This is a genomic window from Alteromonas ponticola, assembly GCF_012911815.1.
Taxonomy (GTDB): Bacteria; Pseudomonadota; Gammaproteobacteria; order Enterobacterales; family Alteromonadaceae; genus Alteromonas; species Alteromonas ponticola.
Genome location: NZ_JAATNW010000001.1, coordinates 427156 through 452000 on the forward strand (window position 1 = coordinate 427156; position 24845 = coordinate 452000).

General features: G+C 46.4%; 28 protein-coding genes and 1 tRNA gene. 11 read left to right on the top strand and 18 right to left on the bottom strand.

The window, feature by feature from the left end:
* Positions 1-12 precede the first annotated feature (12 nt).
* Positions 13-1005 (bottom strand): beta-N-acetylhexosaminidase, encoded by a 993-nt coding sequence (gene nagZ / locus HCJ96_RS01805; RefSeq protein ID WP_246261055.1) that lies wholly within the window; start codon positions 1003-1005, stop codon positions 13-15.
* Positions 1006-1095: 90 nt separating this feature from the next.
* Here nagZ and HCJ96_RS01810 point away from each other — a divergent pair, with 90 nt between their 5' ends.
* On the top strand, positions 1096-3381 hold the full coding sequence (locus tag HCJ96_RS01810; RefSeq protein WP_169209311.1) for a penicillin acylase family protein: 2286 nt from the start codon (positions 1096-1098) through the stop codon (positions 3379-3381).
* A 73-nt stretch (positions 3382-3454) separates the two neighbouring features.
* Here HCJ96_RS01810 and HCJ96_RS01815 read toward each other — a convergent pair whose 3' ends face one another.
* The 8 genes from HCJ96_RS01815 to thrS form a co-directional block, all read right to left on the bottom strand.
* Positions 3455-4027, bottom strand: coding sequence for a hypothetical protein (locus HCJ96_RS01815; protein WP_169209312.1), 573 nt, complete (start codon positions 4025-4027; stop codon positions 3455-3457).
* A 197-nt stretch (positions 4028-4224) separates the two neighbouring features.
* Complete coding sequence (ihfA, locus tag HCJ96_RS01820) at positions 4225-4521, bottom strand: integration host factor subunit alpha (protein WP_169209313.1); 297 nt, start codon at positions 4519-4521, stop codon at positions 4225-4227.
* Between the two features lie 3 nt (positions 4522-4524).
* The gene (pheT, locus tag HCJ96_RS01825; RefSeq protein ID WP_169209314.1) at positions 4525-6912 is read right to left on the bottom strand and encodes a phenylalanine--tRNA ligase subunit beta; all 2388 of its coding nucleotides are present in this window, start codon (positions 6910-6912) and stop codon (positions 4525-4527) included.
* Between the two features lie 13 nt (positions 6913-6925).
* Complete coding sequence (gene pheS, locus HCJ96_RS01830) at positions 6926-7906, bottom strand: phenylalanine--tRNA ligase subunit alpha (RefSeq protein ID WP_169209466.1); 981 nt, start codon at positions 7904-7906, stop codon at positions 6926-6928.
* A gap of 203 nt (positions 7907-8109) precedes the next feature.
* The gene (gene rplT, locus HCJ96_RS01835) at positions 8110-8466 is read right to left on the bottom strand and encodes a 50S ribosomal protein L20 (RefSeq protein ID WP_169209315.1); all 357 of its coding nucleotides are present in this window, start codon (positions 8464-8466) and stop codon (positions 8110-8112) included.
* A 17-nt stretch (positions 8467-8483) separates the two neighbouring features.
* Positions 8484-8681, bottom strand: coding sequence for a 50S ribosomal protein L35 (rpmI, locus tag HCJ96_RS01840; protein WP_169209316.1), 198 nt, complete (start codon positions 8679-8681; stop codon positions 8484-8486).
* A gap of 116 nt (positions 8682-8797) precedes the next feature.
* Positions 8798-9337: a translation initiation factor IF-3 gene (gene infC, locus HCJ96_RS01845; protein WP_169209467.1), complete on the bottom strand. Its 540-nt coding sequence runs from the start codon at positions 9335-9337 to the stop codon at positions 8798-8800.
* A gap of 118 nt (positions 9338-9455) precedes the next feature.
* A complete protein-coding gene (gene thrS, locus HCJ96_RS01850; RefSeq protein WP_169209317.1) occupies positions 9456-11369 on the bottom strand; it encodes a threonine--tRNA ligase in 1914 nt (637 codons plus the stop codon).
* 248 nt (positions 11370-11617) lie between these two features.
* Between thrS and HCJ96_RS01855 the strand changes: the two genes are divergently transcribed.
* Genes HCJ96_RS01855 through HCJ96_RS01865 form a run of 3 tightly spaced genes read left to right on the top strand, consistent with a single transcriptional unit; the run spans position 11618 to position 14260 of the window.
* Positions 11618-12499 carry a fructosamine kinase family protein gene (locus HCJ96_RS01855; RefSeq protein WP_169209318.1) on the top strand — a complete coding sequence of 294 codons (882 nt, stop codon included), beginning with the start codon at positions 11618-11620 and terminating at the stop codon, positions 12497-12499.
* Positions 12500-12507: 8 nt separating this feature from the next.
* The gene (locus HCJ96_RS01860; protein ID WP_169209319.1) at positions 12508-13254 is read left to right on the top strand and encodes a pteridine reductase; all 747 of its coding nucleotides are present in this window, start codon (positions 12508-12510) and stop codon (positions 13252-13254) included.
* Positions 13241-14260, top strand: a complete 1020-nt coding sequence (locus tag HCJ96_RS01865) for a DUF3080 family protein (RefSeq protein WP_169209320.1) — start codon at positions 13241-13243, stop codon at positions 14258-14260. The genes HCJ96_RS01860 and HCJ96_RS01865 overlap by 14 nt, the downstream gene beginning before the upstream one ends.
* On the opposite strand, the gene HCJ96_RS01870 is transcribed toward HCJ96_RS01865, so the two are convergent.
* Entirely contained in the window at positions 14261-15349 is a 1089-nt protein-coding gene (locus HCJ96_RS01870; RefSeq protein ID WP_169209321.1) for a mechanosensitive ion channel family protein, read from the bottom strand.
* Positions 15350-15625: 276 nt separating this feature from the next.
* Here HCJ96_RS01870 and HCJ96_RS01875 point away from each other — a divergent pair, with 276 nt between their 5' ends.
* Entirely contained in the window at positions 15626-16192 is a 567-nt protein-coding gene (locus HCJ96_RS01875) for a DUF924 family protein (RefSeq protein ID WP_169209468.1), read from the top strand.
* Positions 16193-16208: 16 nt separating this feature from the next.
* Here HCJ96_RS01875 and HCJ96_RS01880 read toward each other — a convergent pair whose 3' ends face one another.
* The 4 genes from HCJ96_RS01880 to HCJ96_RS01895 all read right to left on the bottom strand — a co-directional run bounded on the left by HCJ96_RS01880 (position 16209) and on the right by HCJ96_RS01895 (position 18635).
* Positions 16209-16622, bottom strand: coding sequence for a rhodanese-like domain-containing protein (locus tag HCJ96_RS01880; RefSeq protein WP_169209322.1), 414 nt, complete (start codon positions 16620-16622; stop codon positions 16209-16211).
* A 276-nt stretch (positions 16623-16898) separates the two neighbouring features.
* A tRNA-Val gene (locus tag HCJ96_RS01885) sits at positions 16899-16975 on the bottom strand.
* Between the two features lie 111 nt (positions 16976-17086).
* The gene (locus HCJ96_RS01890; RefSeq protein WP_169209323.1) at positions 17087-18196 is read right to left on the bottom strand and encodes a patatin-like phospholipase domain-containing protein; all 1110 of its coding nucleotides are present in this window, start codon (positions 18194-18196) and stop codon (positions 17087-17089) included.
* A 70-nt stretch (positions 18197-18266) separates the two neighbouring features.
* Positions 18267-18635 (bottom strand): VOC family protein, encoded by a 369-nt coding sequence (locus HCJ96_RS01895; RefSeq protein WP_169209324.1) that lies wholly within the window; start codon positions 18633-18635, stop codon positions 18267-18269.
* A 287-nt stretch (positions 18636-18922) separates the two neighbouring features.
* On the opposite strand from HCJ96_RS01895, the gene HCJ96_RS01900 reads away from it, so the two are divergent.
* Positions 18923-19309: an ACT domain-containing protein gene (locus tag HCJ96_RS01900; RefSeq protein ID WP_169209325.1), complete on the top strand. Its 387-nt coding sequence runs from the start codon at positions 18923-18925 to the stop codon at positions 19307-19309.
* Positions 19310-19395: 86 nt separating this feature from the next.
* Positions 19396-19833 (top strand): PTS glucose transporter subunit IIA, encoded by a 438-nt coding sequence (locus HCJ96_RS01905; RefSeq protein ID WP_169209326.1) that lies wholly within the window; start codon positions 19396-19398, stop codon positions 19831-19833.
* A gap of 98 nt (positions 19834-19931) precedes the next feature.
* On the opposite strand, the gene HCJ96_RS01910 is transcribed toward HCJ96_RS01905, so the two are convergent.
* The gene (locus tag HCJ96_RS01910; RefSeq protein WP_169209327.1) at positions 19932-20363 is read right to left on the bottom strand and encodes an OsmC family protein; all 432 of its coding nucleotides are present in this window, start codon (positions 20361-20363) and stop codon (positions 19932-19934) included.
* Between the two features lie 277 nt (positions 20364-20640).
* Between HCJ96_RS01910 and HCJ96_RS01915 the strand changes: the two genes are divergently transcribed.
* Genes HCJ96_RS01915 through HCJ96_RS01930 form a run of 4 tightly spaced genes read left to right on the top strand, consistent with a single transcriptional unit; the run spans position 20641 to position 22935 of the window.
* Entirely contained in the window at positions 20641-20988 is a 348-nt protein-coding gene (locus HCJ96_RS01915; protein ID WP_169209469.1) for an ArsC family reductase, read from the top strand.
* The gene (dapE, locus tag HCJ96_RS01920; RefSeq protein WP_169209328.1) at positions 20985-22112 is read left to right on the top strand and encodes a succinyl-diaminopimelate desuccinylase; all 1128 of its coding nucleotides are present in this window, start codon (positions 20985-20987) and stop codon (positions 22110-22112) included. Before HCJ96_RS01915 ends, dapE begins: the two co-directional genes overlap by 4 nt.
* Positions 22109-22786, top strand: a complete 678-nt coding sequence (locus tag HCJ96_RS01925) for a M15 family metallopeptidase (RefSeq protein WP_169209329.1) — start codon at positions 22109-22111, stop codon at positions 22784-22786. The genes dapE and HCJ96_RS01925 overlap by 4 nt, the downstream gene beginning before the upstream one ends.
* The gene (locus tag HCJ96_RS01930) at positions 22783-22935 is read left to right on the top strand and encodes a DUF2897 family protein (protein WP_169209330.1); all 153 of its coding nucleotides are present in this window, start codon (positions 22783-22785) and stop codon (positions 22933-22935) included. The genes HCJ96_RS01925 and HCJ96_RS01930 overlap by 4 nt, the downstream gene beginning before the upstream one ends.
* 53 nt (positions 22936-22988) lie before the next feature.
* Here the strand turns inward: HCJ96_RS01930 and HCJ96_RS01935 are convergent, their stop codons facing one another.
* Genes HCJ96_RS01935 through astE form a run of 3 tightly spaced genes read right to left on the bottom strand, consistent with a single transcriptional unit; the run spans position 22989 to position 24763 of the window.
* On the bottom strand, positions 22989-23315 hold the full coding sequence (locus HCJ96_RS01935; protein ID WP_169209331.1) for a heavy metal-binding domain-containing protein: 327 nt from the start codon (positions 23313-23315) through the stop codon (positions 22989-22991).
* 4 nt (positions 23316-23319) lie between these two features.
* Positions 23320-23730: an HIT domain-containing protein gene (locus HCJ96_RS01940; RefSeq protein WP_169209332.1), complete on the bottom strand. Its 411-nt coding sequence runs from the start codon at positions 23728-23730 to the stop codon at positions 23320-23322.
* Positions 23723-24763, bottom strand: a complete 1041-nt coding sequence (gene astE / locus HCJ96_RS01945; protein WP_169209333.1) for a succinylglutamate desuccinylase — start codon at positions 24761-24763, stop codon at positions 23723-23725. Before astE ends, HCJ96_RS01940 begins: the two co-directional genes overlap by 8 nt.
* Positions 24764-24845: the final 82 nt, after the last annotated feature.

Here is a 24845-nt window from a genome sequence, read left to right on the forward strand (position 1 = left end):
ACCTATTGGTTTTTAATTACTAGTCTGTTTAAACGTATTCAGGGTATGAACCGCTGCTTCGTACAGCGCCTGGCTGTTTTTAGGCAGGTTTCGATGTATGAGCTGACTTAATCGTGGATTACCAATATAGCTATGCGACAGGTTATCTAGAATATGCACGGCACCTGCCTGATTATTGCACGCCAGGATCATATCGCAACCTGCACGCAGGGCAGCCTGACCTCGCTGGCAATAGTCGCCTGCGACACGCGCACCTTCCATCGATAGGTCGTCTGAAAAGATCACGCCTTTAAAGCCAAATTGCTGACGCAGCAGGCTCTTTAGCCAGTAAGAAGAAAAACCCGCCGGCTCTTTGTCGACGGATGAATAGATGACGTGAGCCGGCATAATGGCATCAAGCAAATTCTCGCTAATACAGGTTTTAAACACTGCCGTATCGTTTTCTAATATTTCGCTTAGTGGACGATCATCAACCGGGACAGCGATGTGTGAGTCGGCCTCGACGCTGCCATGACCGGGAAAATGTTTCCCCGTTGTAGGCATATTGATTAACCGCATACCCACCAAGAGTTCTCTTGCCAGCACCGTGACTTCATCCACGTTGTCTGCCAGCCCGCGATCCCCGATCACATTTGAGATGCCGTTAATATCCAATACGGGGGCAAAACTAAAATCAATGTTCATTGATTTTAGCTCATAGGCCATAATCACGCCGCACGCTTTAGCAAGCTGCCCCGCTTCCTGGATAGAACGGGTAAGCTCACTTAATTTGCCCATTGCGGGCAGATGAGTGAACCCTTGCTTGAAACGTTGCACGCGGCCACCTTCGTGATCAACAGCAATAACCACCTGAGTCGCGGTGGCTGCACGAATCTGGCGAATTAATTCCTGGAGCTGAGAAACGTCGTGATAGTTACGCGAAAATAAAATTACCCCTCCTACCAATGGATGAGCAATCATTTCTCGTTCTTGCGCTGTTAACAACTCTGCTGAACAGTCCATCATTAAAGGACCCATCTCTTACCTCTTTAAAAAAGATTCTTCTCATCACGTAACGTGTTGGTTAGGATAGTTTAAAAAATGGGAGTTTAACACGTGACGCATTGGATCAAGTGGCTGTTTATTGGATTCGTCAGCATAATTTTAGCGGCTGCTGTTACCGTTGTGGTGGTCTTGCGATTGAGCTTACCCCAGCTTGACGGACAGCTGGAAGCTTCGCACATCGAGACCGAAAGTACGCTACTGCGGGATGCGCTTGGCCAGGCAGTCATCGTCGCTGAAAGCCGTGAAGATGCAGCTTACACTCTTGGTGTGGCCCACGCACAGGATCGTCTGGTGCAGATGGACTTACAGCGAAGAGTTGCCGCGGGCGAATTAGCCCAATGGCTTGGAAGTCAATTGATTAACATCGATGAAGACGCGCGCTTTCACCAATTTCGCCAACGGGCCGACGAGGTTTTCACCGCTCTCGATGACGACGATAAAGCGATGCTTACTGCGTATGCCAACGGGGTTAACCTAATCATTGATAATCTGTCAGCACCGCCAATGGAGTATCTGCTCACCGGCTTTTCACCTGCTCGCTGGACGCCGCAGGACAGTATTCTGGTTGCCTTTTCAATGTACATGGATTTGCAGCTTGGTCAGGTTGGGCTTGACCTGGCACGCACCGGTCTGGCCCGTTATTTCGGTTCGTCGATGCTCGATTTTTTTACTCAGCCGAGCCCATATCAAGCCGCGTTGGATGCAAGCCTCATTAAAAAGGCCGACGCGCCAATACCTGAACTGAACGCCGTTACAACGACCACTTCAGTGTCTACCCAGGAGCCGCTGGATATCGGTAGTAACAACTGGGCGGTAACCGGTGAGTTAACGCAATCTGGCAGTGCGATGCTGGCTAACGACATGCATCTGGGTTTACGGGTACCTATTATCTGGTATCGCACTCAGCTAAATTACCAGCGTTTAGGTCAGCAGGTTCAGGTTACCGGCGTCACGCTTCCTGGCTTGCCGGGTATTGTAGTAGGTACCAACGGCACGGTGGCGTGGGGCTTCACAAATTCGAATCTGGATAACGTGGACTGGGTAGCGCTGTCTGAGTCCACTCAAACAACCACGGTGGTAGAAAAAATTGCCGTGGGCAATCACTATCACGAATATGAAGTGGAACTCAGCCCCTACGGCCCCGTAAGGGACATCGATGGTCAACGTTATGCATTGACGTGGGTAGCGCATTTTCCTTATGCCGTAAATTTAAATATCACCGATTTAGACTTAGCGGGGTCAGTCGATGAGGCGCTTGATGTGGCAACAACGATGGCGATACCCGCACAAAATCTGGTCGTTGTGGACGCAAACGGCAATGCCGCCTGGACGCCAGGCGGCGCAGTAACATCGCGCTCGAACCCAAGTTTCACCGCAATAAGTGAGAAACAGTGGCAAAGCGAATGGAGCCAACGGGAACAAATGCTGCCAGTGGTTAAGAACCCGCTAACCAATCGAATCTGGACAGCCAATGCGCGGGTGATTTCCGTCGAGCAATTAGCGCGTTTTGGTGATGGCGGCTATGCCCTGGGTGCCAGAGCCAAGCAGATTGAGAAACGCTTATTTGAAAAACAGCAATTTACCGAGCAGGATTTCTATGCCATTCAACTAGATAATAAAGCGGAGTTCTTAATTCCCTGGCACACGCACTTGCTGGAGCTATTACGGACCCAACAAGCAACTTATCAGGAAGACATCGTCGCCCTGCAGAATTGGCAGGAATGCGCCTGTGCTTCGTCTGTCGGGTACACGTTGGTAAGACGCTACCGCTCTACCCTGATTGATGCGCTCTTTAACCCTGTATTTGCTACTTTAAAAGAAAAGGGAATAAACCCGTCCCAGTTACATCGCAAAATAGAGCCAGCTGTCTGGCAACTACTCGAACAACAGCCTGCTAGCTGGCTACCGCACAACCAATCATCCTGGGCCAGCTTTATGCTGGCGCAGTATGACAAAACAAAAACGACATTGTTTGAAAGGCACCAGACTACCTCCCTTGATGATTTAAGTTGGGGAGATGTCAACACGCTAAAAGTCAGTCATCCATTTGCGTCGCAAGTCCCGCTGCTGGGCGGCTATCTAAATATGGACGCAGTCAAAGGCTATGGAGATAGTTATATGCCGGCCGTGCAATCACCCGATTTTGGCGCTTCACAACGTTTCTTCATTCAACCCAAACAGCTTGAAAACGCAATTATGGCCTTACCTGGGGGCCAATCAGGCCATCCGTTGTCGCCATTTTATAAAGCAGGTTTTAACGATTACGCACACCATCGGTCAACGCCATTGTTGCCCGGTAAGTCAGCGCATAAGCTGATATTAACACCGAAAAAATGAACGGGCAGCGTCACGCTGCCTAAGTCACTCACGCCAAGTGCCTGGAAGGATTAACGCCCCTTGCGGGTGAGGATTATTGAGTTAACTCGTCACTTTTCTCGTTCTGTGTTTGCTGCTGGTAACGCTCCATCCACATTGACTTGGCTTTTTTAATTTCGGCCGGACCAGGCTGTGCGCCATCTGAAAGCGTGGAAGCAATATTCATAACAATCTGGTCCCGTTTAGCAAGTAAACGTTCAGCGTTAGCAAATAAATCTTTCGCTTCCGGGTATTTGTCTTTTAGTGATTCAATACCTTGGAGGGTGTAAAAGCGCTGTTCGAATTCGTCGTTGAACAAAGTTCGTTTAGCATTGAATTTTACATACTCTTTCGCCTGACGAGAATTAAGATACGCCAGATCAGATTCCGGCAGCTTCGCTTCTTTGGCAACGTCACGCGCTTTTTCCAGCCAATACTCTACCTGGTCAGGATCATCTTCCAACACACCTTGCTTAATGCCTTCCTGCAAATCAGAGGCATGGAGGATGTCCATCACAGTAATGACAGGAACCACTTCCTCGTAGGCTGAATCTCTAGATAACCAGCCAAACCACCCTACAACGCTAAGCGCCAGTATTAGCAAGCCAATCAGAGCAACACGCTTCATGTAATCTCCCAAATCCTGAATATCGAGGTGACAATTTACCACAGTTTGAAAATAAAAAATCGTCTGCTCCTGCGTTGTTAAACGAGTAAATCAGTAGAGTAGTCGAAAAGGGGCGGATGTGCTGAAAGGATAAAACGAAAAAAGCAGCCGAATTAATTCGACTGCTTTAAAAGAAAAACCATTACTTAAGTAGAAAATTACTCGTTTGGTTTGGTGTTTTCAACCCGGCTTTTTAACTTTTGACCCGGTCTGAAGGTTACCACCCTTCTTGCTTTAATTGGGATATCTTCGCCTGTCTTGGGGTTTCGCCCCGGACGCTCATTTTTATCCCTCAGGTCAAAGTTACCAAAGCCTGATAGTTTCACTTGTTCACCGGATTCCAGAGCAGCCTTTATTTCCTCAAAAAAGGCTTCTACTAAATCTTTTGCATCACGCTTGTTTATGCCTAACTTTTCGAATAAGTGTTCAGCCATCTCGGCCTTGGTTAATGCCATAGTTTACTCTCTTAACGCTGCCTCAAACTCCGACTCCAGCCCTGAAATAACTACATTAACAGCTTGTTGTATTTCAGATTCTTCCAAAGTTTTGTCTGTATCTTGCAAAATCAGTGTCATTGCCAGGCTTTTATAGCCAGGTTCAATACCACTTCCTTTATATACGTCGAACAAGTTTAGGCCAACTAGTTGATTTACGCCAATTTTTTCTACAAATTTTAGTATATCCCCTACCGCGATGTGATCTTTCACTGTAATGGCGATATCACGACGGTTTGCGGGATAGCGAGAAACAGGTTTTGCTTGTGGCAAATTACGCGTATTAATCTCGCTAAGATCAAGTTCAAACACAAAAACTCGACCATTTAATCCCAGCAACTTCATGAATTGTGGATGAATTGCGCCAATCACGCCAACTTTTTTACCATTAAATTCGATGTCTGCCGCCATTCCCGGATGAAACGCAGAATGATGAGAGATAACGAACGAAAAATCTGATGCTTGTCCAGATAACGCCAGTAAAGCTTCTACGTCACCTTTGATGTCGTAAAAATCAAAGGTATTATCATCCAGATCCCAATGCTCATCATGTCGTTTGCCTACGATCAGACCGCCAATCACGGGCGTTTGTGATACGCCGTTGGGGGCGGTGTCATCAGCAACAAATTTTAATCCTGTTTCGAAAAAACGAATACGAGATTGTTGTCGCTTCTGATTGTACGCAGCCGCGCCCAGCAAGCCAGGGATAACACTAACCCGCATCACCGACATATCAGAAGAGATAGGGTGAGGCAGAGTCAACGAGGGTGTATCTGGGAATAGTGCCTGTTGAATTTTGGGATCCACAAACGAGTACGTGATCGCTTCCTGATAGCCTCGCTGCAACAGTACCGACTTGAACTGACCATCAGATAATCTGGCTTCCTGTGCAGGTAACATACTCAGGTGCGCAGTCGGAGCAACGTCTGGAATATTATTATAGCCATAGATACGTGCAACTTCTTCAATTAAATCTTCTTCAATTGCAATATCGAATCGATAGCTCGGCACAATCGTTCGCCATTTTCCATCAGCGAATGTGGTTGCCAGCCCTAGGCGGGATAACAGTTGAGTTACTTTATCTGCATTGATGTCTATGCCTAAAACACGCTTCAACCGATCCTGACGCAGCGTGACTTCATTCACAGAAGGTAAAGATACCTCGTCTACCGCTTCTATAACAGGTCCCGCTTCACCCCCACATATTTCCAGCACCAAGGCCGTAGCCCGCTCCATCGCTTTGTGCTGAAGCTGCGGGTCCACGCCTCGCTCGTACCGATGGGAGGCATCGGTATGTAATCCATACTGTCGTGCACGTCCCATAATCACATCGCGGCTGAAAAAAGCACTTTCCAGCAGGATATGTTTGGTTTGCGCAGAAACACCAGAATCCAGCCCGCCAAATACGCCCGCCATTGCCAGTGCTTTTTTATCGTCGGCAATCACCAAGGTATTGTCTGAAAGCTCGACCGTACTTTCATCCAGCAACGTCAACGACTCACCGGCATTCGCCATTCTGACCTGGATGTCCCCATCAATCTTATCTAAATCAAACGCGTGCATGGGCTGACCCAGTTCCAGAAGAACAAAGTTTGTCACGTCAACAATCGGATCGATACTGCGTACACCACAGCGGCGCAATTTCTCGGTTAACCAAAGGGGGGATGACGCTGCTACGTTCACATTCATCAGCACCCGTCCCAGATATCGAGGGCAACCTTTTGGTGCTTTAAGCGTAACGCTAATTTTATCATCGCAGGAAGGCTCAACAGCAGCCACCTCTGGCTCGTGTAGATCAAGCTCGTTAAGCACTGCCACTTCCCGTGCCACACCACGGATACCCAGACAATCAGCACGATTAGGTGTTAAATCGACTTCAATCGTTGAATCATTCAGGCTCAGATACTCACGAATATCCTGACCAATCGGTGCGTCAGCAGGTAATTCGATAATGCCGGAATGATCCTCACTAATGCCTAACTCAGAAAAGCTGCACAGCATGCCCATAGACGGCTCGCCACGCAGTTTGGCCTTTTTGATCTTAAATTCGCCGGGTAACACTGCACCGACAACAGCCACCGCTACCATGAGTCCCTGACGGCAATTTGGTGCCCCGCAAACGATATCCAGCAGTTCACTTTCACCCACATCCACCTTGGTGACGCGCAACTTATCTGCATTTGGGTGTTGCCCACATTCAACAACCTTACCTACTTTGACGCCACTGAACGTTCCCGCGACAGGTTCAATTCCATCCACCTCAAGGCCGGCCATACTCAATTGCTCAGACAAGGTCGCCGTAGTTACTGCCGGATTAACCCATTCTCTTAACCAATTTTCACTGAACTTCATGTACTTGTTGCCTTTAGTTGAATTGCTTGAGGAAACGTAGATCGTTTTCGAAGAAAGCGCGCAGGTCAGTCACGCCGTAACGAAGCATGGTCAGGCGCTCTACCCCCATACCAAATGCAAAGCCGGTGTACTCTTCCGGATCGATATTTACAGCTTTAAGTACGTTGGGATGCACCATTCCACAACCCAGTACTTCCAGCCACTGACCATTTTTACCCATCACGTCAACCTCAGCCGAAGGCTCAGTAAAGGGGAAATAAGATGGACGGAAACGTACCTCCAATGACTCTTCGAAGAAATGGTGTAAGAAGTCGTGCAAAATCCCTTTTAACTCTGTGAAGCTGACATTCTTATCCACCATCAATCCTTCGACCTGATGAAACATGGGCGTATGCGTTTGATCGTAATCATTTCGGTATACGCGGCCAGGAGAAATAATGCGCAGGGGGGGGGCTTCCACTTCCATGGTACGTATCTGCACGCCTGAAGTTTGCGTGCGTAACATTACGTCAGGGTTGAAGTAAAAGGTATCATGGTCAGCACGAGCTGGGTGGTTGGCAGGAATATTCAAGGCATCAAAGTTATGGAAGCCATCTTCCACTTCCGGACCGTTTTTAACTGCAAAACCTAACTGAGAGAAGAACGATTCGATGCGCTCAATCGTGCGGCTTACCGGATGCAGATTGCCCGCCACCTCACTCCTTCCTGGCAAGGTGATGTCGATCGCCTCTTCCGCTAATTTCTTGTTCATTTCAGCCGTACGCAATGCATCACCCTTGACACCAATTGCCTGCTGAATTTCCTGTTTGGCCTGGTTAATTTTCTGACCCGCTGCCGGGCGTTCTTCAGCCGATAAACGACCCAACCCTTTTAACAGATCGGTAAGTTTACCTTTCTTACCCATGAACTCAACCCTGACCTGGTCAAGTGATGCTGCATCATTTGCAGTTTCAATCTGCTCTTTGGCCTGATTGATAATTGCTTCAAGCTCCATGATTTCCCCGATTGGCATGCTAACGGCTAATTGTCAGCCTAAAAATTCAAAAAGCGTAGTTTACACGACAGGCTGCGACCATCGCTACCTGTTGAACAAGATATTCGATATTTTTCTGTAATTATTTCCCCGTCACAACGAAAAACGGCGAACCATCCTGGCTCGCCGTTTTCCGAAAGAACTTAAACTTAATTAGTTAATAATTAAGCTAATGCGCCTTTAGCCGCTTCGACTAATGCGCTGAATGCTGCTTTGTCATGTACTGCGATGTCGGCAAGGATCTTACGATCAATTTCAACAGACGCTTTCTTCAAACCGTTGATAAAACGGCTATATGACATACCATTGTGACGTGCTGCCGCGTTGATACGTGCAATCCACAATTGGCGGAATTGACGTTTACGCTGACGACGGTCACGGTAAGCATACTGACCAGCTTTAGTTACAGCTTGCACCGCAACGCGATATACGCGACTACGAGCACCGTAGTAACCTTTAGCTTGCTTTAATACTTTTTTATGACGGGCACGTGCGATGGTACCGCGTTTTACTCTAGCCATTATTCAGTCTCCTCGTCTTAAACGTATGGCAACATACGCTGTACCAATTTGGTATCAGCAGCATGAACCAGCTTCTTGCCACGTAGGTGACGTTTACGTTTAGTACTCTTCTTCGTCAGAATGTGACGCAGGTGAGACTGCTTGCTTTTAAAGCGACCAGAGCCAGTCTTTTTAAAGCGCTTGGCTGCTCCGCTGTTACTTTTCATTTTAGGCATTGCTAAAACTCCGCATTGTTTAATTTCGGCTTATGTGATGTGCAGTCATCATTCACCGGTTACATTTGCAGCAGGGTGTTTCAGGGTTGCAGAATCCTGAAAACTTTAGACCACAACTACTTCTTAAGTGGGGCTAGCACCATGATCATCTGTCTGCCTTCTACCCTTCTAGGGAAAGACTCACAGTTAGCAACGTCCTCTAATTCGGCTTTAACCCGATTTAGCAAATCGATACCAATATCCTGGTGCGCCATTTCACGACCGCGGAAGCGGATAGTGACTTTGGCTTTATCACCGCCTTCCAGAAAGCGACGCAGGTTGCGCAGTTTTACCTGGTAATCGCCTTCATCAGTGCCAGGGCGAAATTTAATCTCCTTGACCTGAATTTGCTTTTGCTTTTTCTTTTGCTCTTTCTGAGCCTTACTTTTTTCGAAAAGGAATTTGCCATAGTCCATAACTTTACAGACTGGCGGCTCAGCATTCGGACTAATTTCAACCAGATCCAGATTGACTTCCTCTGCCTTTTTCAAAGCGTCTGAAATGGGTACTACCCCAATCTGTTCACCTTCTACACCAATGAGTCGTACTTCATTGACTTTAATTTCATCGTTAATGCGGGCTTTGTCGCCCTGAGCCTTATTATTAGCGCCTTTAATGTGCTATTCCTCCAAAAATTCATATTCAACGTCCAAAACCCGATCCTTTCAGGTTGCAGACACCGTCGTGGTAAAAGCAAGTATACCACTTATCTCAATCTATTTTCAGATTAAGATATTAAATCAATTTTTCAGCAATTTCCTGCTGAATTTTATCCATAAATGCATTCAGTGACATTTTACCCAGGTCTTCACCTTTGCGTGTTCGCACGGCAACTTCGCCTGCTTCCACTTCTTTATCACCGATAACCAGCATATAAGGTACTCGTTTAAGAGTATGCTCGCGGATTTTAAAGCCAATCTTCTCATTTCTCAAGTCAGACTTTGCTCTAAAGCCAGAATCTTGCAATTTTTGTACACATTCTCTGACAAAATCAGCTTGTTTGTCAGTAATGTTCATTACCGTGACCTGTTGCGGGGCTAACCAAAGTGGGAACCAGCCAGCAAATTCTTCAGTTAAAATACCAATGAATCGCTCAATAGACCCTAATATGGCTCGGTGTATCATCACCGGTACTCTGCGTTCCCCATCTTCAGCTACGTACGTAGAGCCTAGGCGGTTTGGCATTGAGAAGTCTAACTGCACCGTACCGCACTGCCAGGCGCGGTCGAGACAATCGTACAAGGTAAACTCTATTTTAGGTCCGTAAAAAGCGCCTTCGCCAGGTAAATAAGCAAATTCGATGTTTTTGTCATGCAACACGTCAGCCAGGGCTTTTTCAGATTTATCCCATATCTCGTCACTGCCTACTCGCTTTTCTGGACGGGTAGACAACTTAACCGCAATCTTTTTAAAGCCAAAGGTCTCATAAGCTTCGTAAACCATGTCGATACAACTGCCCACTTCCGCCTCAATCTGTTCTTCGGTACAAAAAACATGCGCGTCATCCTGGGTAAATCCCCGTACACGCATCAACCCGTGCAAGGCACCTGAGGGTTCATTACGGTGACAGCAACCGAATTCAGCCATTCTTATCGGCAGATCACGGTAGGATTTCAGCCCCTGGTTGAAGATCTGGACGTGACCAGGACAGTTCATAGGCTTGATTGCATACTCACGTTTCTCAGACTCGGTGGTGAACATGTTCTCTGCGTACTTGTCCCAATGACCGGACTTTTCCCACAGCGAACGGTCCATCATTAAAGGCCCTTTGACTTCATCATAACTGTACTTGCGTAACAGTCCGCGTACGAATTTTTCCAGCTCGGTATAAATGCTCCAGCCATCGTTATGCCAAAATACCATGCCTGGCGCTTCTTCCTGCCAGTGGAATAAATCTAATGCTTTGCCGATTTTACGGTGGTCTCGCTTTTCCGCTTCTTCAAGACGGTTCAAATAGGCTTTCAGCTGTTTCTTATCAGCCCATGCTGTGCCGTAGATGCGCTGCAGCATTTTGTTCTCGTTGTCACCGCGCCAATAGGCACCGGCCACTTTCATTAGTTTGAAGTGGTGACAAAAACGCATGCTTGGTACGTGTGGACCACGACACATGTCTACGTATTCTTCGTGGTGATACAGCCCAGGACGATCATCCTGACTAATATTTTCATCAAGAATTTCAATCTTGTAGGTTTCTCCGCGCTGTGCGAAGGTTTCACGCGCCTCTGCCCAGCTGACCTTTTTCTTGACCACATCGTAATCAGTTTTAGCTAACTCAAGCATGCGCTTTTCAAGCTTTTGCAAATCATCCTGAGTCAGACTGTGCGCCATGTCCACATCGTAATAAAACCCATTGTCGATGGTTGGTCCAATGGCCATCTTGGCATCGGGCCAAAGCTGTTTTATGGCGTGACCTATCAGGTGAGCACAGCTATGGCGAATTATTTCCAGGCCGTCATCATCTTTCGCAGTTATAATTTGTAAATTTGCATCGTGCTCAATCAAATCAACGGCGTCAACCCGCTCACCATTCACTCTTCCGGCGATGGTGGCTTTGGCCAGACCGGGACCAATATCTTTGGCTACATCGAGTACTGAAACTGGGTGGTCGAATGCACGTTGACTTCCGTCAGGGAGTGTAATTACAGGCATGAAAATTCCTTAACAGTGGTGACACCTACTCTGTGCCACTTGTATTCTATCTATTTGATTTACCGCTAACTGCGAAACGTACGGGCGAGTACGCCCGGGAACAACGGATTATAACGGTAAGCTTTCGTTATGCAATGGTATTTCCAGAATATCTTAACATTCATTAAAACTAACGCTGGGCATGCTGGAAATGCAGTCAATCTTTGTCATACTTTTCTAATATCTTTCACCAATAACAACATCAAACTATGTGGCATTTCATAAGCGAACATATCAGTGAACAAACGCATATTGATTTTGTAGTACAAAATTACCATCGCGTTGCAGGGGGTGACACGCATGATTGCTTTATCGTTAAGGATGACACGCATAGGTATTTCGTCAAAACGTCAACAGTTCTCCCGCTTATTGCGTTTACTCAGGAAGCCGAAGGGCTGGCGGCTATTCGCGAAACACAAACGCTGGAGTGCCCGAACGTTATATGCGTTGGCGAGATCACTAAAAACGAGTTTCCAGTCCGTTATCTGGTGCTGCAACATATCAAGTTTCAGACTGGTACCGATGCAGCATGGTCGGCTTTTGGCGAAAAACTGGCTGACATGCATCAATCCACTACGCCGAGCCAACACTTTGGTTGGGGTCAATCTAACTATCTTGGTGCGACCCTGCAAACAAACGCACCAAGGGCAAGCTGGGCGCATTTTTTTGCTGAACAGCGCATAGGAACTATACTGGAACGGCTTGCGCGCAAAGATATTCGCATAATTAACCCGGACCAACTGGTTGAGCGCGTACTTATTTTCCTTTCCGACCATAAACCTCAGCCTGCACTGGTGCACGGTGACTTGTGGTCGGGCAATATTGGCTTTAACAAACAAGGGCCGGTGATTTTCGACCCCGCCATCCATATCGGTGACGCGGAGACAGATATTGCGATGACTGAACTGTTTGGCCGATTCAAAGACAATTTTTATAACGCTTACTACAACAAGCTACCGCTTAAACCTGGCTATGAGGCCCGCAAGCAAATTTATCAATTGTATCACTTGCTTAATCATGCCCTTTTATTCGGCGGCGATTATGTGTCATCCTCTCAGTCTATTATTCAGCAATTTCTTCACCAGTATTAGGAACCTGCATGACCGATTCACCCGTAGCGTTAATCACCGGGGCGGCCAAACGTATTGGCAAAACAATGGCCACAAGCTTACATGAGGCAGGATACCGTGTAATTGTGCACTATCATGCGTCGAGTGACGCCGCCGCAACGTTAAAAACCCAGCTTAACGCCAAGCGTGCTGATTCTGCCGAAATTATGCAAGCTGATCTGTGTAATGTTAAAGAAGTTGAATCGATGGCAACACAGGCATTAGCATGCTTCGGAAAAGTTGATGTGTTAATCAATAACGCTTCCGCCTTTTACCCTACCCCGTTGGGCGAAATTAATCAGACGGTCTGGGACGAACTGATTGGCAGTAATGTCAAAGGCGCACTATTTCTGGCACAGGCACTAAAAGCAACCTTGCAGCACCAAAATGGATGCATCATCAACTTGACCGATATGCACATTGATCGACCGCTACCGGCATACTCGGTGTATTGTTTAGCCAAGTCAGCGCTAAGTTCTCTGACCCGCTCACTTGCCACGGAACTAGCTCCGGCGGTACGCGTTAATGCCATTGCCCCCGGCCCTATTTTATGGCCTGAACGTGAAATGAGTAGCGATGAAAAAGCTCAGCTTATCAATACAGTTCCGCTAAAAAGGCTGGGTACGCCTGAAGCAATTGCGAACGCCATGCAGTTTCTTATTCAAGCCGACTACATCACCGGACAAACGCTCTACGTTGACGGGGGCAGAAGCGTACAATCCAATGCCACGGCTTAAATTATTACTCATCGCATTAGCAGGTTTCACCTCATGTAGCTTCAAACCCACGCTGGAAACAACGTTGACAGATTATCAACAGCGTCTCCAACGGGTGCTTGATATCGACGTGATCACACCAGTACCCAGAACTGAATTTACGTTTCCCAAAATTACCGCCAATACCGAAGACTTTGCCGAAGCCAATATTAACCTGATTGATTACAGCCGACTGAGCCACTGTGAGTTGTCATCATTGATTGCCCAACGCAACACCACTTTGGGCAAAGTGCAGCCTTTGTCTCAACGGTTCGTTTACGAGGCAAAATTACTGACCTTGCTCGAACGTTGCGAAATATCTCTGGCACTGACAGACGTTGCACTGTCGCGAAAAATTGGCGACATTTTTGATTTAAAAAATGAACAGTTTTCAGCGTTATGGGGGCTGTTAATTCAAAAAAGCGATGAAGTGAAAATTGCATTGAGTGTTAGCAATACTACATTAGTGGATACAACAGAGCACACTGACATGAATTCAGTGATCGCGCTTTCGTATTTAAACTCGCTTAAAGATAAACCACTGGAAGTGGTGAATAAAGAAGTCGAGTCCAGCCTGGCAACCTTACAACTTTCGAGACTACCGGCAAAACTGTGGCGAACTCAGGCCGTTCTAGCCACGCAACTAGCCAATATCACGCCTGTGATACGGCCAAAACTTGAAGCGTTAGATTGTAGCAAGTCTACCGATTTCAGTAAGGCCGAGATCTTACGCAATATCTTTCAATTATTTTTTATCCAACGAATACAACCCGTAGGTAGCCAGCTAAACCATTATCACTATCAACTGCAACCGGTGTGGCTAAATTGGATAAACAATGATTATTTAAGCATGCCGTTCAAAGATTACATCCGCAAACACACGCAAGCTGGCTTTGCGGACTATAAAAGTCACATGCAGGATCACGTCAAAATGTGGCAAAGCTTCTTTAAACAATGTGGTATTGACGTCGCTACCGCCACTAACTAATTACAGTATATTTTCACCACTTTTAGGGTCAGTCGTCTGTGCCGCCTGTTGGCGAATAGAATTGGCTTCGCTGCTTACATCATCAAGAGCGTTTGCGGGCGCTTTGGCCCTGGCCGCGTCTACCGCTCGCGAAATCACGTCAGTTTCTTTGGGCTGGGTGGCCTTTGTAGTTTGTCCGGGTTTATCCGAATGAGTAACATGAATACCTTCAGGAAAAATAATTTCGCGCGCATCGTCCGGCATGCTGATGCCATTGTCGTCGAACAAAATCACCAGGTCGCGCATTAACACCGATGACATTTTCAACACACTGACCACTTCGACATTTATCCAGAAATAAACTTTCAGGTTCAATGTTGAAGAACCCAGGCTGTCAACTAGCACCTGTGGTTCAGGCTCGTCCAGCACGTGGGGATGATCAGCAAGCAGCTTACCTGCAAGCTGTTGCGCTAACTTTGCATCGTTATCGTAACCTATGCCTATAACAAAACTTCCGCGCATCCTGTGATTGGTGGTGAAATTTTTGATCACCCCTTTGTAGATGGTCGCATTGGGAATTTGAATATGATTACCATCAAAATCGACAAGTGTCGTCGCTCTGGTGGTAACCTTTTGCACCACGCCGGTATACTCATTAACGTTGATGATATCACCCAGTTTAAATGGCCGTTGCACGGTAAGCAGCAGACTGGAAATAAAATTTTCTGCAATATCCCGAAACGCAAAACCAAGGATCAATCCCAATACCCCCGTTCCACTGATGATCGCTACAGCAAACTCAGTCAATCCAGCGAGTTTTAAAAACAGGTAACACCCTAACAAAATGATCAACAGGGAAACTGCGCGACGCGATACCGACCGAATCAGATCACTCTGGGTAACGTAATTGAATGGTTTAAGCACTAAACGGGATAAAGGCGCTGCCAGCAAAATCAGGCTGAGTAACAAAATCGCCCCTAATGCAAGACTGGGGATACGCTCTAATATGGAAATACTAATCTCGTGCAATCCCACTTTAATGTTGATGAATGCATCGGTTAGTAACGTGTTTTGTGCTTTTACTTTTACAAACTCAGTCAAATTGTTCAATTCACATCCCTTATTTTTTGACTGGCAACTTCCAGGCCCTTATCTACAACGATGCCTTAATGGTTAAGCTATTTGCTCTTAGTCACATTGCGCAAGCAATCTTGCCTTTTAACTGTGCAGTGAACTTATTTCCGCCAGGCGTATCAGATATATTTACGTCAAAATCTCAGCTACGTATCAAAAGTATTGATCTATTTAATCTTTTTACAAATACAAAGTCAGCGGTACAAAAATTCATCAGCGCTGGAAATTGGTAACTTTGGGAAATGAATGAATATGGTTGAAAAAGTAAGTATTCCCATCGAAGAAGCATCGGGTGTGATAGCATTCTGGTTTAACGAACTTTCTCCTGAGCAAAAGTTTAAAAAAGATCGCAATGTCGATAAATTGATCGAAACGCGGTATGGCCACGTTCATGCTGCGGCCAGTCGCTGTGAACTCTGGCCCTGGCGCGTGACGCCCGTCGGCCGACTGGCCGAAATTATAGTATTGGATCAGTTCTCCAGAAACATTTATCGCGACGATGCCAGGGCCTTTGCCAATGATACCCTGGCACTGGCACTATCGCAGGAAGCGATAAGCCTGGGTATTGATAAGCTGCTAAGTAGTGAGCAGCGCGCATTCCTTTACATGCCTTTTATGCACAGTGAGTCACTTCATATTCATGGTATCGCAATGGAGCTTTTTGCTGCTGAAGGGCTGGAAATGCATTTAAATTTTGAAAAACAGCACCGCGAAATCATCCGCAGATTTGGTCGCTACCCTCACCGTAATGCTGTGCTGGGCAGAGAGTCGTCCAAGGAGGAAAGTGCTTTTTTGAATGAGCCTGGCAGTGCTTTTTAGGCCTGATGCAGGCCTGCTATTTGAGTACCAGCGCTTCCCGGGCGACAGGTTCAACCGGGAAACCCGACATCGTCCAGCCCTTGAAACCACCCTCAAGGTAGCTTACTGACGTTAAGCCCATTTCCAGAAGTGTTGCAGTGGCTAACGTTGAACGCCAACCTGAATCACAATACAGAATGAACGACTTCGCTTTGCCAAAAATCGGTTTAAAATAAGGGCTCTGTGGGTCTACCCAAAACTCAAGCATACCCCGTGGTGCATGTAATGCCCCCGGAATCTGTCCGTCTTGTTCTAATTCCCTGATATCGCGAATATCCACAAGTACCACGTCGGGGTTATACATACCCTGACTCGCCTGGTCGACTGAAACAGGTGAAACCTGACTTGCTGCCTGTTGTAAGAGCGTGCGATAGCCTTTTTGTAACGCCATAGGATTCCCCTGGTTAATGTATGCTCACCCACCCTACTGGCTAAAAAAGCAGCAAACAAATTCAGCTAAAAAATAATCAATATAAAATAAAAAAGCGATAAACAGTAAAAACTGGCAAGGCACGTGAATACCGAGGATTAAATCTGCTGATTAAACGACAATCAATGATAAAAAAATTTACTAGCGGTTATTGCGATGCTTTTGGCGATCGGGCGCACTACATTGGTTCTGCAATATTGATGAAATCGACTTAAACCATGATTGAAAAGTGGAAGATGGTGCGTCTACCCTGACTCGAACAGGGGACCTCTACCATGTCAAGGTAGCGCTCTAACCAACTGAGCTATAGACGCATTAAAATCTGTTGCAGATGTTCCGGCAACGGGAGTTGTTGGAACGGCGCGTATAATAACGATGCTCCCGCTGTGACGCAAGCACAATTTAATACGAAACCGTTTAACTGTTTAAACGGCGCTCAGTTTTGACTTTTTTGCGCTTGGAAAACAGTCAAATGGCAGGGGTTTGATCAGGTCTACAATTGACTGGTCTTCGGTTATTTGCATGAAATAATCCCCCAATCTGTCTGATTCCTGAATAACAGTTTCCCAATAATTTATGCGGGTTTTATCATCCATCTTTTTAAAGTCTTTGCGATCGGGGATTTTTTTAAATGGCAGCGAATCGATAAACTCGGCTGAAGGCACTAACATTACGGTGTTATCGTAACTACTCGCATGGGGTAACCGGCCTTTCATCCCTTTATCAAACCATCCGGTAATAGGTCGTGGATAAAAATGAGGGTACAATACCAGCCCAGGCTCAGGCCCAAAATTCAGGTCAAAATGGTAATCAATTATGCCTCCATCCCGATACACGCCTGCAGGTGCATCCACAATGTGCTCCACACCTCGCATGATGACAGGGATAGAGCCTGAAGCCAGTAGTACGTCTTTGACATTGTTATAGCCAAGTTCAAGATGCTCAGTCATTAGATCGTAAGGATCATTAATCTCAAATCTGCTTTTCGGCGCTGAGAAAATAAAACGGGTAAATTGTTGTTGCAGGTGACGTCGGTTAATCGCGTTCCCGCTGGCGGCCATCGTCAATCCGCCTAATTGCGCTAACCGACCCTGATTTTCCATCATCCCGTGGCACCTGGCCACAAACACATGCAGTTTGAAGCGCTCATTCGTCAACACGTTCATAATGCCATCACGACCCAGCATATTGTTGATTATTCGTTTGGCACTGTTAGATATGTCAAATTCGTTGGTTTTATTAGGGTACGTAGTATTTGCGTAACAGTGAGCTAATCGATTGATTGCCTTTAGCGGATCGTTCTGCACAAAGCATGCTGCGCGAAACGCACCCGCGGAGGACCCTATTACATGAACCTGACCTCCCCGGCGCTGAAACCACTCGGGAAAAATAACGCGATCCAGGCCCGTCAGGACAAACCATTTCGGTCCGCCTGATGCGCCGAGAAAATACTTGAAGAGTAGAGGGTAAAATCCATGTTGTTTCAATGTCGCCAGGGCCGAAGGCCCGGCGTAGATTTCCAATGGTGCTGCCAACGTTATCCTTCCCGTTATTTAATTCATTGGGTCGGCTAATTTAACAGGTCGCTTTGACAATTCAACTGTTTTAAGCCGCTTGATAAAGCGCACAGTAGGCCCCACTTGGATCTTTAATCACACAGAACTGTGCATCACCGTGTGAACGCACCTGCCCTATTTGTTCGCCGCCATTCGCCACGGCATGGTTAAGTGATGCCGCTAGATCAGGCACGGTAAAATACTGGATCCAACCTGTTGGATACGATGCATTGGACCCTCTGGCGTGGCAAATTCCGCCGATGACATTATCATTTGAGTCTTTCATGATGTAGTCGTCGTAATCTCCCATACTGCAGGCTTCGGCGGTCCACCCCATGACTTTTTCATAAAAGCTTACCAGAGATTCGGCGTCTTTTACCGTTATATCGCGCCAGGACGAGACTGTTTCTGTTGACATGTTTTTGATTCCTTTTTTCGTGCCAGAAGGCTAACAATAACCTACAAAACTAAAAAAACTCTACAATAATTATAGACATCTGCTTAAAAAGATGGTTGAAATGTAACATACACTTGTATTGAACAATGAATAATCAGCTATTTTAATTCAATCATTTCAGCAAGTTACAAATCAACCCCATACTACTTAACAAACTTATCCACAGAATAAGTGGATAACTGGTGATAACTATGGGGTCGTCAAAACAGAAATAACGAAGATTTTGATTCACCAGAAAAAGGAATGATATGTCAAAACAGACATTGGCCGTTTTACCTATGGAGTTCACAATACATAGTCTGGACTCGGATGCGACAATTCCTGAAGAAGTATTATCAAGCCCGCTGTTTTTTCTGGGTAAAACCAGTGAAGAGCTATCCATCGTTGTACCGTCAAACGTACCTGTCGAATCACTTGACTCTGACGTACAGTGGCGTGCACTTGAACTGATTGGTCCGCTTGCATTATCCATGGTTGGCATTATGGCGCAGATAGGTGATGTACTTGCTAAAGCGAAAATCAGTATTTTTATTGTTTCTACGTTTGAAACAGATTTTTTTCTGGTAAAAAATAATAAACTGAATGATGCTATTCGTGCCCTTCGTAAAGCGGGTTACACCGTAAATGTTGAATAATGAATAAGAGCGAATAGGTACTGATTATTTTTCCCTTAGCCTCAGTTGCACCAGGTACAACCTCCCATCAACTGCCCATTTTATCTGTGGTAACGGGCACGCGAGTCGATCCCGATGATGCCGCCAATGCGCTGTTTACCAGTGGCGCGCTGGGAGACGGATGCGCTGTTCGCGTAACAGGCAACACCGTGTTTGCACCACTCAATGCACAAGTAGACGCGTTTCCTGAAACAGGCTATGACATTACACTGAAAATCGCTCCAGGCTTAAGGCTGCAAATAAAAATAACCACATCCGCCCACCGCCTAATGGGAGAAAAGTGTCAGAAATGCGTGACCAAGGGAGCTCACGTCAAGGCTGGTGAACCATTGATGCACGTTAACCCAGTATGGCTGAAATCCAAGGGTATTGACCCTTTGTGCTTCATTACGCTGCGCGGGAGTGCCAGTCTCCGGGCCCTGGTCCCTGCCACGGGCAAACACGTTGTTGCCCTTGAAGATTCACTATTTACACTTTATTGGTAGCCGTTAGCTGCACAGACATAAAACGAATGCCCGTTCAGGCACGTCGCTTTACGTCATGGCAGTTAATACCAATACTTAATGTCAATTATGCACTTATGCTAGTTTTGAAAACTGTATTCCAGGGTAATTTCTGCGTTAAGCAATTTTGATATAGGACAGTTGTTCTTTGCATCATTGGCAACGGCTTCAAATTCCTTTTCGTCCATGCCATCTACTTTTGCATTTAATACCAGAGCTGACTGAGTAACAGTAAACCCATCGCCATCTTTTTCCAATGTGACGGCGGCATCCACATTCAACTTGCCGGATTCAAAGCCAGCTTCTGCCAAACCGAAGGAGAGCGCCATTGCATAACAACTTGCATGCGCAGCAGCAATCAACTCTTCCGGATTAGTGCCCTGCTTATCTTCAAAACGGGTGTTGAAACCGTAAGGCTGTTCAGAAAGTACGCCGCTACCCAGTGATACGTGCCCCTGACCATCTTTACCTAACGGCTGATATTGGGCGCTTGCAGTTCTAACCATAGACATAGTAGTTCCTTATATTTTATTCATGTCCCCGACGTTGCTGCACAGTTCATGCCTTTATTTTGGTTAGGTTATCCCCGCTAGCCCGCTTTTCTGCAACGAAAATAACCCTATGATAATTATGCGAAAAATAATATTGCTCAGCACTGCCTTAATAAATTTGCTGAAAAATAATTTGCGCGGTCTGTAACGCTTGCAAGCAGTGCTGCATTTTTTGCATCAGTTACTTGGGCAGGATAAACTGATCCCACACTTACACAGATATTTTTACGACATCGCTATGACAACGATCTTTGGTATTCCAAATTGTGACACCATTAAAAAAACAAAAAAATGGCTGGAAGAACATCAAATCAGCTACGATTTTCATGACTATCGAAAAGACGGCGTCACGTTGGAATGGTTGCAGACCGTCGAACCCCATCTGGGCTGGGAAAAAATGTTGAACAAACGTGGCATGACATTCAGACAATTAAGTGACAGTGATAGGCAAAACATAGACAAGGAAAAAGCCTTATCACTGTTAGCTGATAACCCGGCAATGATAAAGCGCCCGATTGTTGAGCACGCAGGCCAATACCTGATTGGTTTTTCAGCCACCCAGTTTAAGGACACCTTTGACGAATGAGTGATGTTATTGAACTGACTAAAGCACTGATCAATAAGCCGTCAGTTACTCCCGAAGACGCCGGTTGTCAACAACTCATGCAGCAATGGTTGAGTGAATCGGGTTTCGAAAATGAAACGATGGTCTTTGAAGACACGACCAATTTGTGGTCGCGTAAAGGTTCCCACGCACCGCTATTCTGTTTTGCTGGTCACACTGACGTGGTGCCAAGTGGACCGGAATCGGCCTGGGACACGCCGCCTTTTGTCGCCACTGAAAAAGCGGGGTTCATCCATGGGCGTGGCGCCGCGGATATGAAGGGAAGCCTTGCTGCCATGTTAGTCGCGACCAGAAACTTCGTTCGCGACTATCCTGATCACAAAGGCAGTATTGCATTTCTGATCACCAGTGATGAAGAAGGCCCCTTTATTAATGGTACCACCCGTGTTATCGACACTCTGGAAGCCCGTGAAGAAAAAATTGACTGGTGTCTGGTGGGCGAGCCGTCCAGTACCGATAATGTAGGTGATGTTATTAAAAATGGGCGCAGAGGTTCACTGACGGGTGATTTAATTATTAAAGGTATCCAGGGCCACGTTGCTTATCCCCATCTGGCCAAAAATCCGGTACATCTTGCTACCCCCGCGTTGGCCGAGCTGGCATCGATTGTGTGGGATGAGGGCAATGCCTTTTTCCCACCAACCAGCTTTCAAATTTCTAATATACACGCTGGCACCGGTGCGGGTAATGTCATACCAGGTGAATTACACGTTTGTTTTAACTTCCGCTTTTCCACAGAAGTAACGGATAGCGAATTGATCAAGCGAGTTACCGAAATTCTGCATCATCATGGGTTAGAATTCGACATTAAGTGGACTCACAACGGCCAGCCATTTTTAACGGGTAGTGGTGAACTGGTTGAGTCAGCGCAAGCTGCAATTGCTAAAGTCACGGGCAAAAAGACTAAGCTAAGTACTGCTGGTGGCACCTCTGATGGTCGTTTCATCGCCCCTACCGGAGCGCAGGTAATTGAGTTAGGTCCGGTAAACGCCACGATTCACAAAGTGAATGAGTGCGTTAAAGCAGAAGATCTAAAATTGCTAACGCAGATGTATTATCACATTTTGGTCAGGTTGCTGGCATGATTAATGATGATGAATGGCTGGGGCTATCACACTCCCGCCTGCTCAGACTGAATGAGCGTCACCAGTTACATCAGGCTGTAGTGACACCGTTCAAAACTATGCAAATAGCTGCCAGAAGTGATGGCGTGGATTGCCAGCTCGTCAGCAGCTACCGCGGATTTACTCGCCAACTTACTATTTGGAACAGAAAATGGGAGGGCGAATTGCCATTGTACGATACGCAAGGCAATTTGCTTGATACTGCTGAGCTGACAGCAGATGAGAAAATTGACGCTATTCTGTCATGGTCAGCTTTGCCCGGGGGGAGTCGACATCATTGGGGAACCGATTTTGATGTCTACGATAGGGATTCGGTAAAACAACGTGACTGGCAGTTTGAGCTGGTAGTCAGTGAATATGCAAAGCTGGGCCCCTGTTACGAGCTGGCTTGCTGGCTGAATGAAAACGCCGGTAAATTTGGTTTTTTCAGGCCGTTTGAGGTTTACACAGGAGGTGTTGCTGAGGAGCCCTGGCACCTGAGTCATCAGCGGACTGCATCCAATTTTGAAAAGGTAAGAAACCGTCAAGCGCTGAAAGATGTACTGATTAACAGTGACATTCGAGGTAAAGATGCCATTATACGTCGATTGGACGAACTGTTTGAACGCTATGTATTGAATCGGGGAACGCTATGAGCCTTGGCTGGATAATTTTAATTGTGTTACTGGTGTTTGGTGTGGTGTTAGGCAATGTAATGCTGTTACGCTATAGTGCTCGTTTCAAAATCCCTAAAGATTTTAAACCCAAACCGCAAAAAGATAAGGATGAAGACGATACCTGGTAGATATCGTCGTGTGGCCATCTGATTGGTATTAAGTATGCGCAGTTAGTGGAGGGTTAAGCTTCGACCACTTTAACCGCTGTGCCGCTGATACTGACCATTAACATACTACCTTTGTCACCCAGCACTTCATAGTCGATATCTACGCCAACCACGGCATTCGCGCCCATACCCCGAGCTTCGTTGGTGAGCTCGGTAAAAGCGATTTGACGCGCCTTGGTCAGCTCATCTTCATAAGACCCTGAGCGTCCGCCCACGATGTCTCTAATTGAAGCGAAAATGTCTTTTACAATATTTGCGCCCATAACCGCTTCGCCCACCACAATTCCATAATACTGCTCAATCTTTTTGCCCTCGATATTCGGGGTAGTGGTAATAATCATAAAGTTACTCCTCCATGCTTAGTTTTTTTCGTAACTGTGTTAATTGGACTGACGCCTGCTCTGATGAGTAAGGTACTGCAGGTTGCCTGCCCCAAATGGGTTGTGGCCATGCACAATCATTAACAAAACGCGCAACGTGGTGCAAATGCAGTTGTTTGACGACGTTACCTAGTGCTGCAACATTGAGCTTATCTGGCGAAAACAATGCCAGCATAGCTTCGCTGACCTGGTGAGATTCTTCCCACAACTGCACTCTGTCTTTTGCGTGGAGTTGACAAATCTCAACGGCGTTGGCAAGCCGGGGCACCAGAATGACCCAGGGAAACTGCTTATCGTTCATTAACAGGACGCGGCAAAGCGGTAAGTCACCCACCACCAGAGTGTCTTGTTCGAGTCGGGTATCCAGCCTAAACATCAAACTTTTCCAGCACGGTCGGAACAACCGTTAACAATGCACGTTGACCGATCGCCACTTTAGCATTGGGAAACACGATCGCTTCACCATCCTGTTGGGCCTTATAGATTTTGCCAGGCTCTGACGCAAGCACGGTTCCTTCAGAATAGTCGGTAAAATTCGGCGTATCGCCATCAAAATGCAACTGAAAGTTCTCATGTTCACGGTTAATCACCTGATTAACCCGGTAAATCAGCATATTTTTCTCAGGGTATTCTGGTGCAAAATCCTCTTCAGTAATAAGTCTGGTTAACGATTGTTTTGCCTGTTCGAACCGGCTCATGTCGTTTTCACCAAATGGCCTGACCTGACCAAGCTCAACGGTAAAAGCGTGGGCATTATGTTTATGCGATGAATAATAACTGAACGTGGTTGTGGCGCTCTCTGAGAGTAAGATGGTCTTCACCCCACATGCTGCCATAAAGGCCAGTTGAGACTTGCTGTGGGTACGTTCATGCAGGTAAGGATAAACGGCGAACTTCTCGTTTTTTGACTTCCGTATGGCGGTGTGCAGGTCGTAATGTATCCGAGTTTCGCCCTGCCCTGCATCAGCAAAGAATGCGGTAATCGAGTCTTCCAGCAATTTCGCCCGCTTGCGTTCGTCATTCACCAGTCCCGGCGGCGCTGAATGCGCACCACTGAATAAACGGTTCATGTTTTCTTCAACAAAGCGTTCAGCAATGTCCATCGCCGCTAAATTCCCGAATAAAAACAACACCCGGTGCTTAAGCGTCAACTCACTGGTCAGGATACGCTGAACCAGGTCATCACATATTTCGATAGGTGCTGTCTCGTTACCATGGACACCACTGGATAATACAATATGCTTGCAAGAATAGTCTGCACCAAGCGGCGGCGAAAACTGAATGATTCCCGGCGCGATAACATCGACCTGCGTATCATTTTTTAGCGTAAAGGACGTGGTCGTATTAAGAAGTTCAGGTTCGCGGCGGGAAATTTCCAGAAATTTTCCAGTCTCAGTCAGACGTTGCATCGTTAATCCATCTAGAAAAGTAATGGCGATAGTTTAACGGTAAGCGCAGGGAATTGCCAAAATGAAAAAGAAAAAGGATACG

What these genes read in the sequence shown, in the direction of transcription:
- nagZ (WP_246261055.1), bottom strand. Translation starts at nt 1,005, where the DNA reads ATGATGGACTGTTCAGCAGAGTTGTTAACAGCGCAAGAACGAGAAATG.
- HCJ96_RS01815 (WP_169209312.1), bottom strand. Translation starts at nt 4,027, where the DNA reads ATGAAGCGTGTTGCTCTGATTGGCTTGCTAATACTGGCGCTTAGCGTT.
- ihfA (WP_169209313.1), bottom strand. Translation starts at nt 4,521, where the DNA reads ATGGCATTAACCAAGGCCGAGATGGCTGAACACTTATTCGAAAAGTTA.
- pheT (WP_169209314.1), bottom strand. Translation starts at nt 6,912, where the DNA reads ATGAAGTTCAGTGAAAATTGGTTAAGAGAATGGGTTAATCCGGCAGTA.
- pheS (WP_169209466.1), bottom strand. Translation starts at nt 7,906, where the DNA reads ATGGAGCTTGAAGCAATTATCAATCAGGCCAAAGAGCAGATTGAAACT.
- rplT (WP_169209315.1), bottom strand. Translation starts at nt 8,466, where the DNA reads ATGGCTAGAGTAAAACGCGGTACCATCGCACGTGCCCGTCATAAAAAA.
- rpmI (WP_169209316.1), bottom strand. Translation starts at nt 8,681, where the DNA reads ATGCCTAAAATGAAAAGTAACAGCGGAGCAGCCAAGCGCTTTAAAAAG.
- thrS (WP_169209317.1), bottom strand. Translation starts at nt 11,369, where the DNA reads ATGCCTGTAATTACACTCCCTGACGGAAGTCAACGTGCATTCGACCAC.
- HCJ96_RS01855 (WP_169209318.1), top strand. Translation starts at nt 11,618, where the DNA reads ATGTGGCATTTCATAAGCGAACATATCAGTGAACAAACGCATATTGAT.
- HCJ96_RS01860 (WP_169209319.1), top strand. Translation starts at nt 12,508, where the DNA reads ATGACCGATTCACCCGTAGCGTTAATCACCGGGGCGGCCAAACGTATT.
- HCJ96_RS01865 (WP_169209320.1), top strand. Translation starts at nt 13,241, where the DNA reads ATGCCACGGCTTAAATTATTACTCATCGCATTAGCAGGTTTCACCTCA.
- HCJ96_RS01875 (WP_169209468.1), top strand. Translation starts at nt 15,626, where the DNA reads ATGGTTGAAAAAGTAAGTATTCCCATCGAAGAAGCATCGGGTGTGATA.
- HCJ96_RS01880 (WP_169209322.1), bottom strand. Translation starts at nt 16,622, where the DNA reads ATGGCGTTACAAAAAGGCTATCGCACGCTCTTACAACAGGCAGCAAGT.
- HCJ96_RS01895 (WP_169209324.1), bottom strand. Translation starts at nt 18,635, where the DNA reads ATGTCAACAGAAACAGTCTCGTCCTGGCGCGATATAACGGTAAAAGAC.
- HCJ96_RS01900 (WP_169209325.1), top strand. Translation starts at nt 18,923, where the DNA reads ATGTCAAAACAGACATTGGCCGTTTTACCTATGGAGTTCACAATACAT.
- HCJ96_RS01910 (WP_169209327.1), bottom strand. Translation starts at nt 20,363, where the DNA reads ATGTCTATGGTTAGAACTGCAAGCGCCCAATATCAGCCGTTAGGTAAA.
- HCJ96_RS01915 (WP_169209469.1), top strand. Translation starts at nt 20,641, where the DNA reads ATGACAACGATCTTTGGTATTCCAAATTGTGACACCATTAAAAAAACA.
- dapE (WP_169209328.1), top strand. Translation starts at nt 20,985, where the DNA reads ATGAGTGATGTTATTGAACTGACTAAAGCACTGATCAATAAGCCGTCA.
- HCJ96_RS01925 (WP_169209329.1), top strand. Translation starts at nt 22,109, where the DNA reads ATGATTAATGATGATGAATGGCTGGGGCTATCACACTCCCGCCTGCTC.
- HCJ96_RS01930 (WP_169209330.1), top strand. Translation starts at nt 22,783, where the DNA reads ATGAGCCTTGGCTGGATAATTTTAATTGTGTTACTGGTGTTTGGTGTG.
- HCJ96_RS01935 (WP_169209331.1), bottom strand. Translation starts at nt 23,315, where the DNA reads ATGATTATTACCACTACCCCGAATATCGAGGGCAAAAAGATTGAGCAG.
- HCJ96_RS01940 (WP_169209332.1), bottom strand. Translation starts at nt 23,730, where the DNA reads ATGTTTAGGCTGGATACCCGACTCGAACAAGACACTCTGGTGGTGGGT.
- astE (WP_169209333.1), bottom strand. Translation starts at nt 24,763, where the DNA reads ATGCAACGTCTGACTGAGACTGGAAAATTTCTGGAAATTTCCCGCCGC.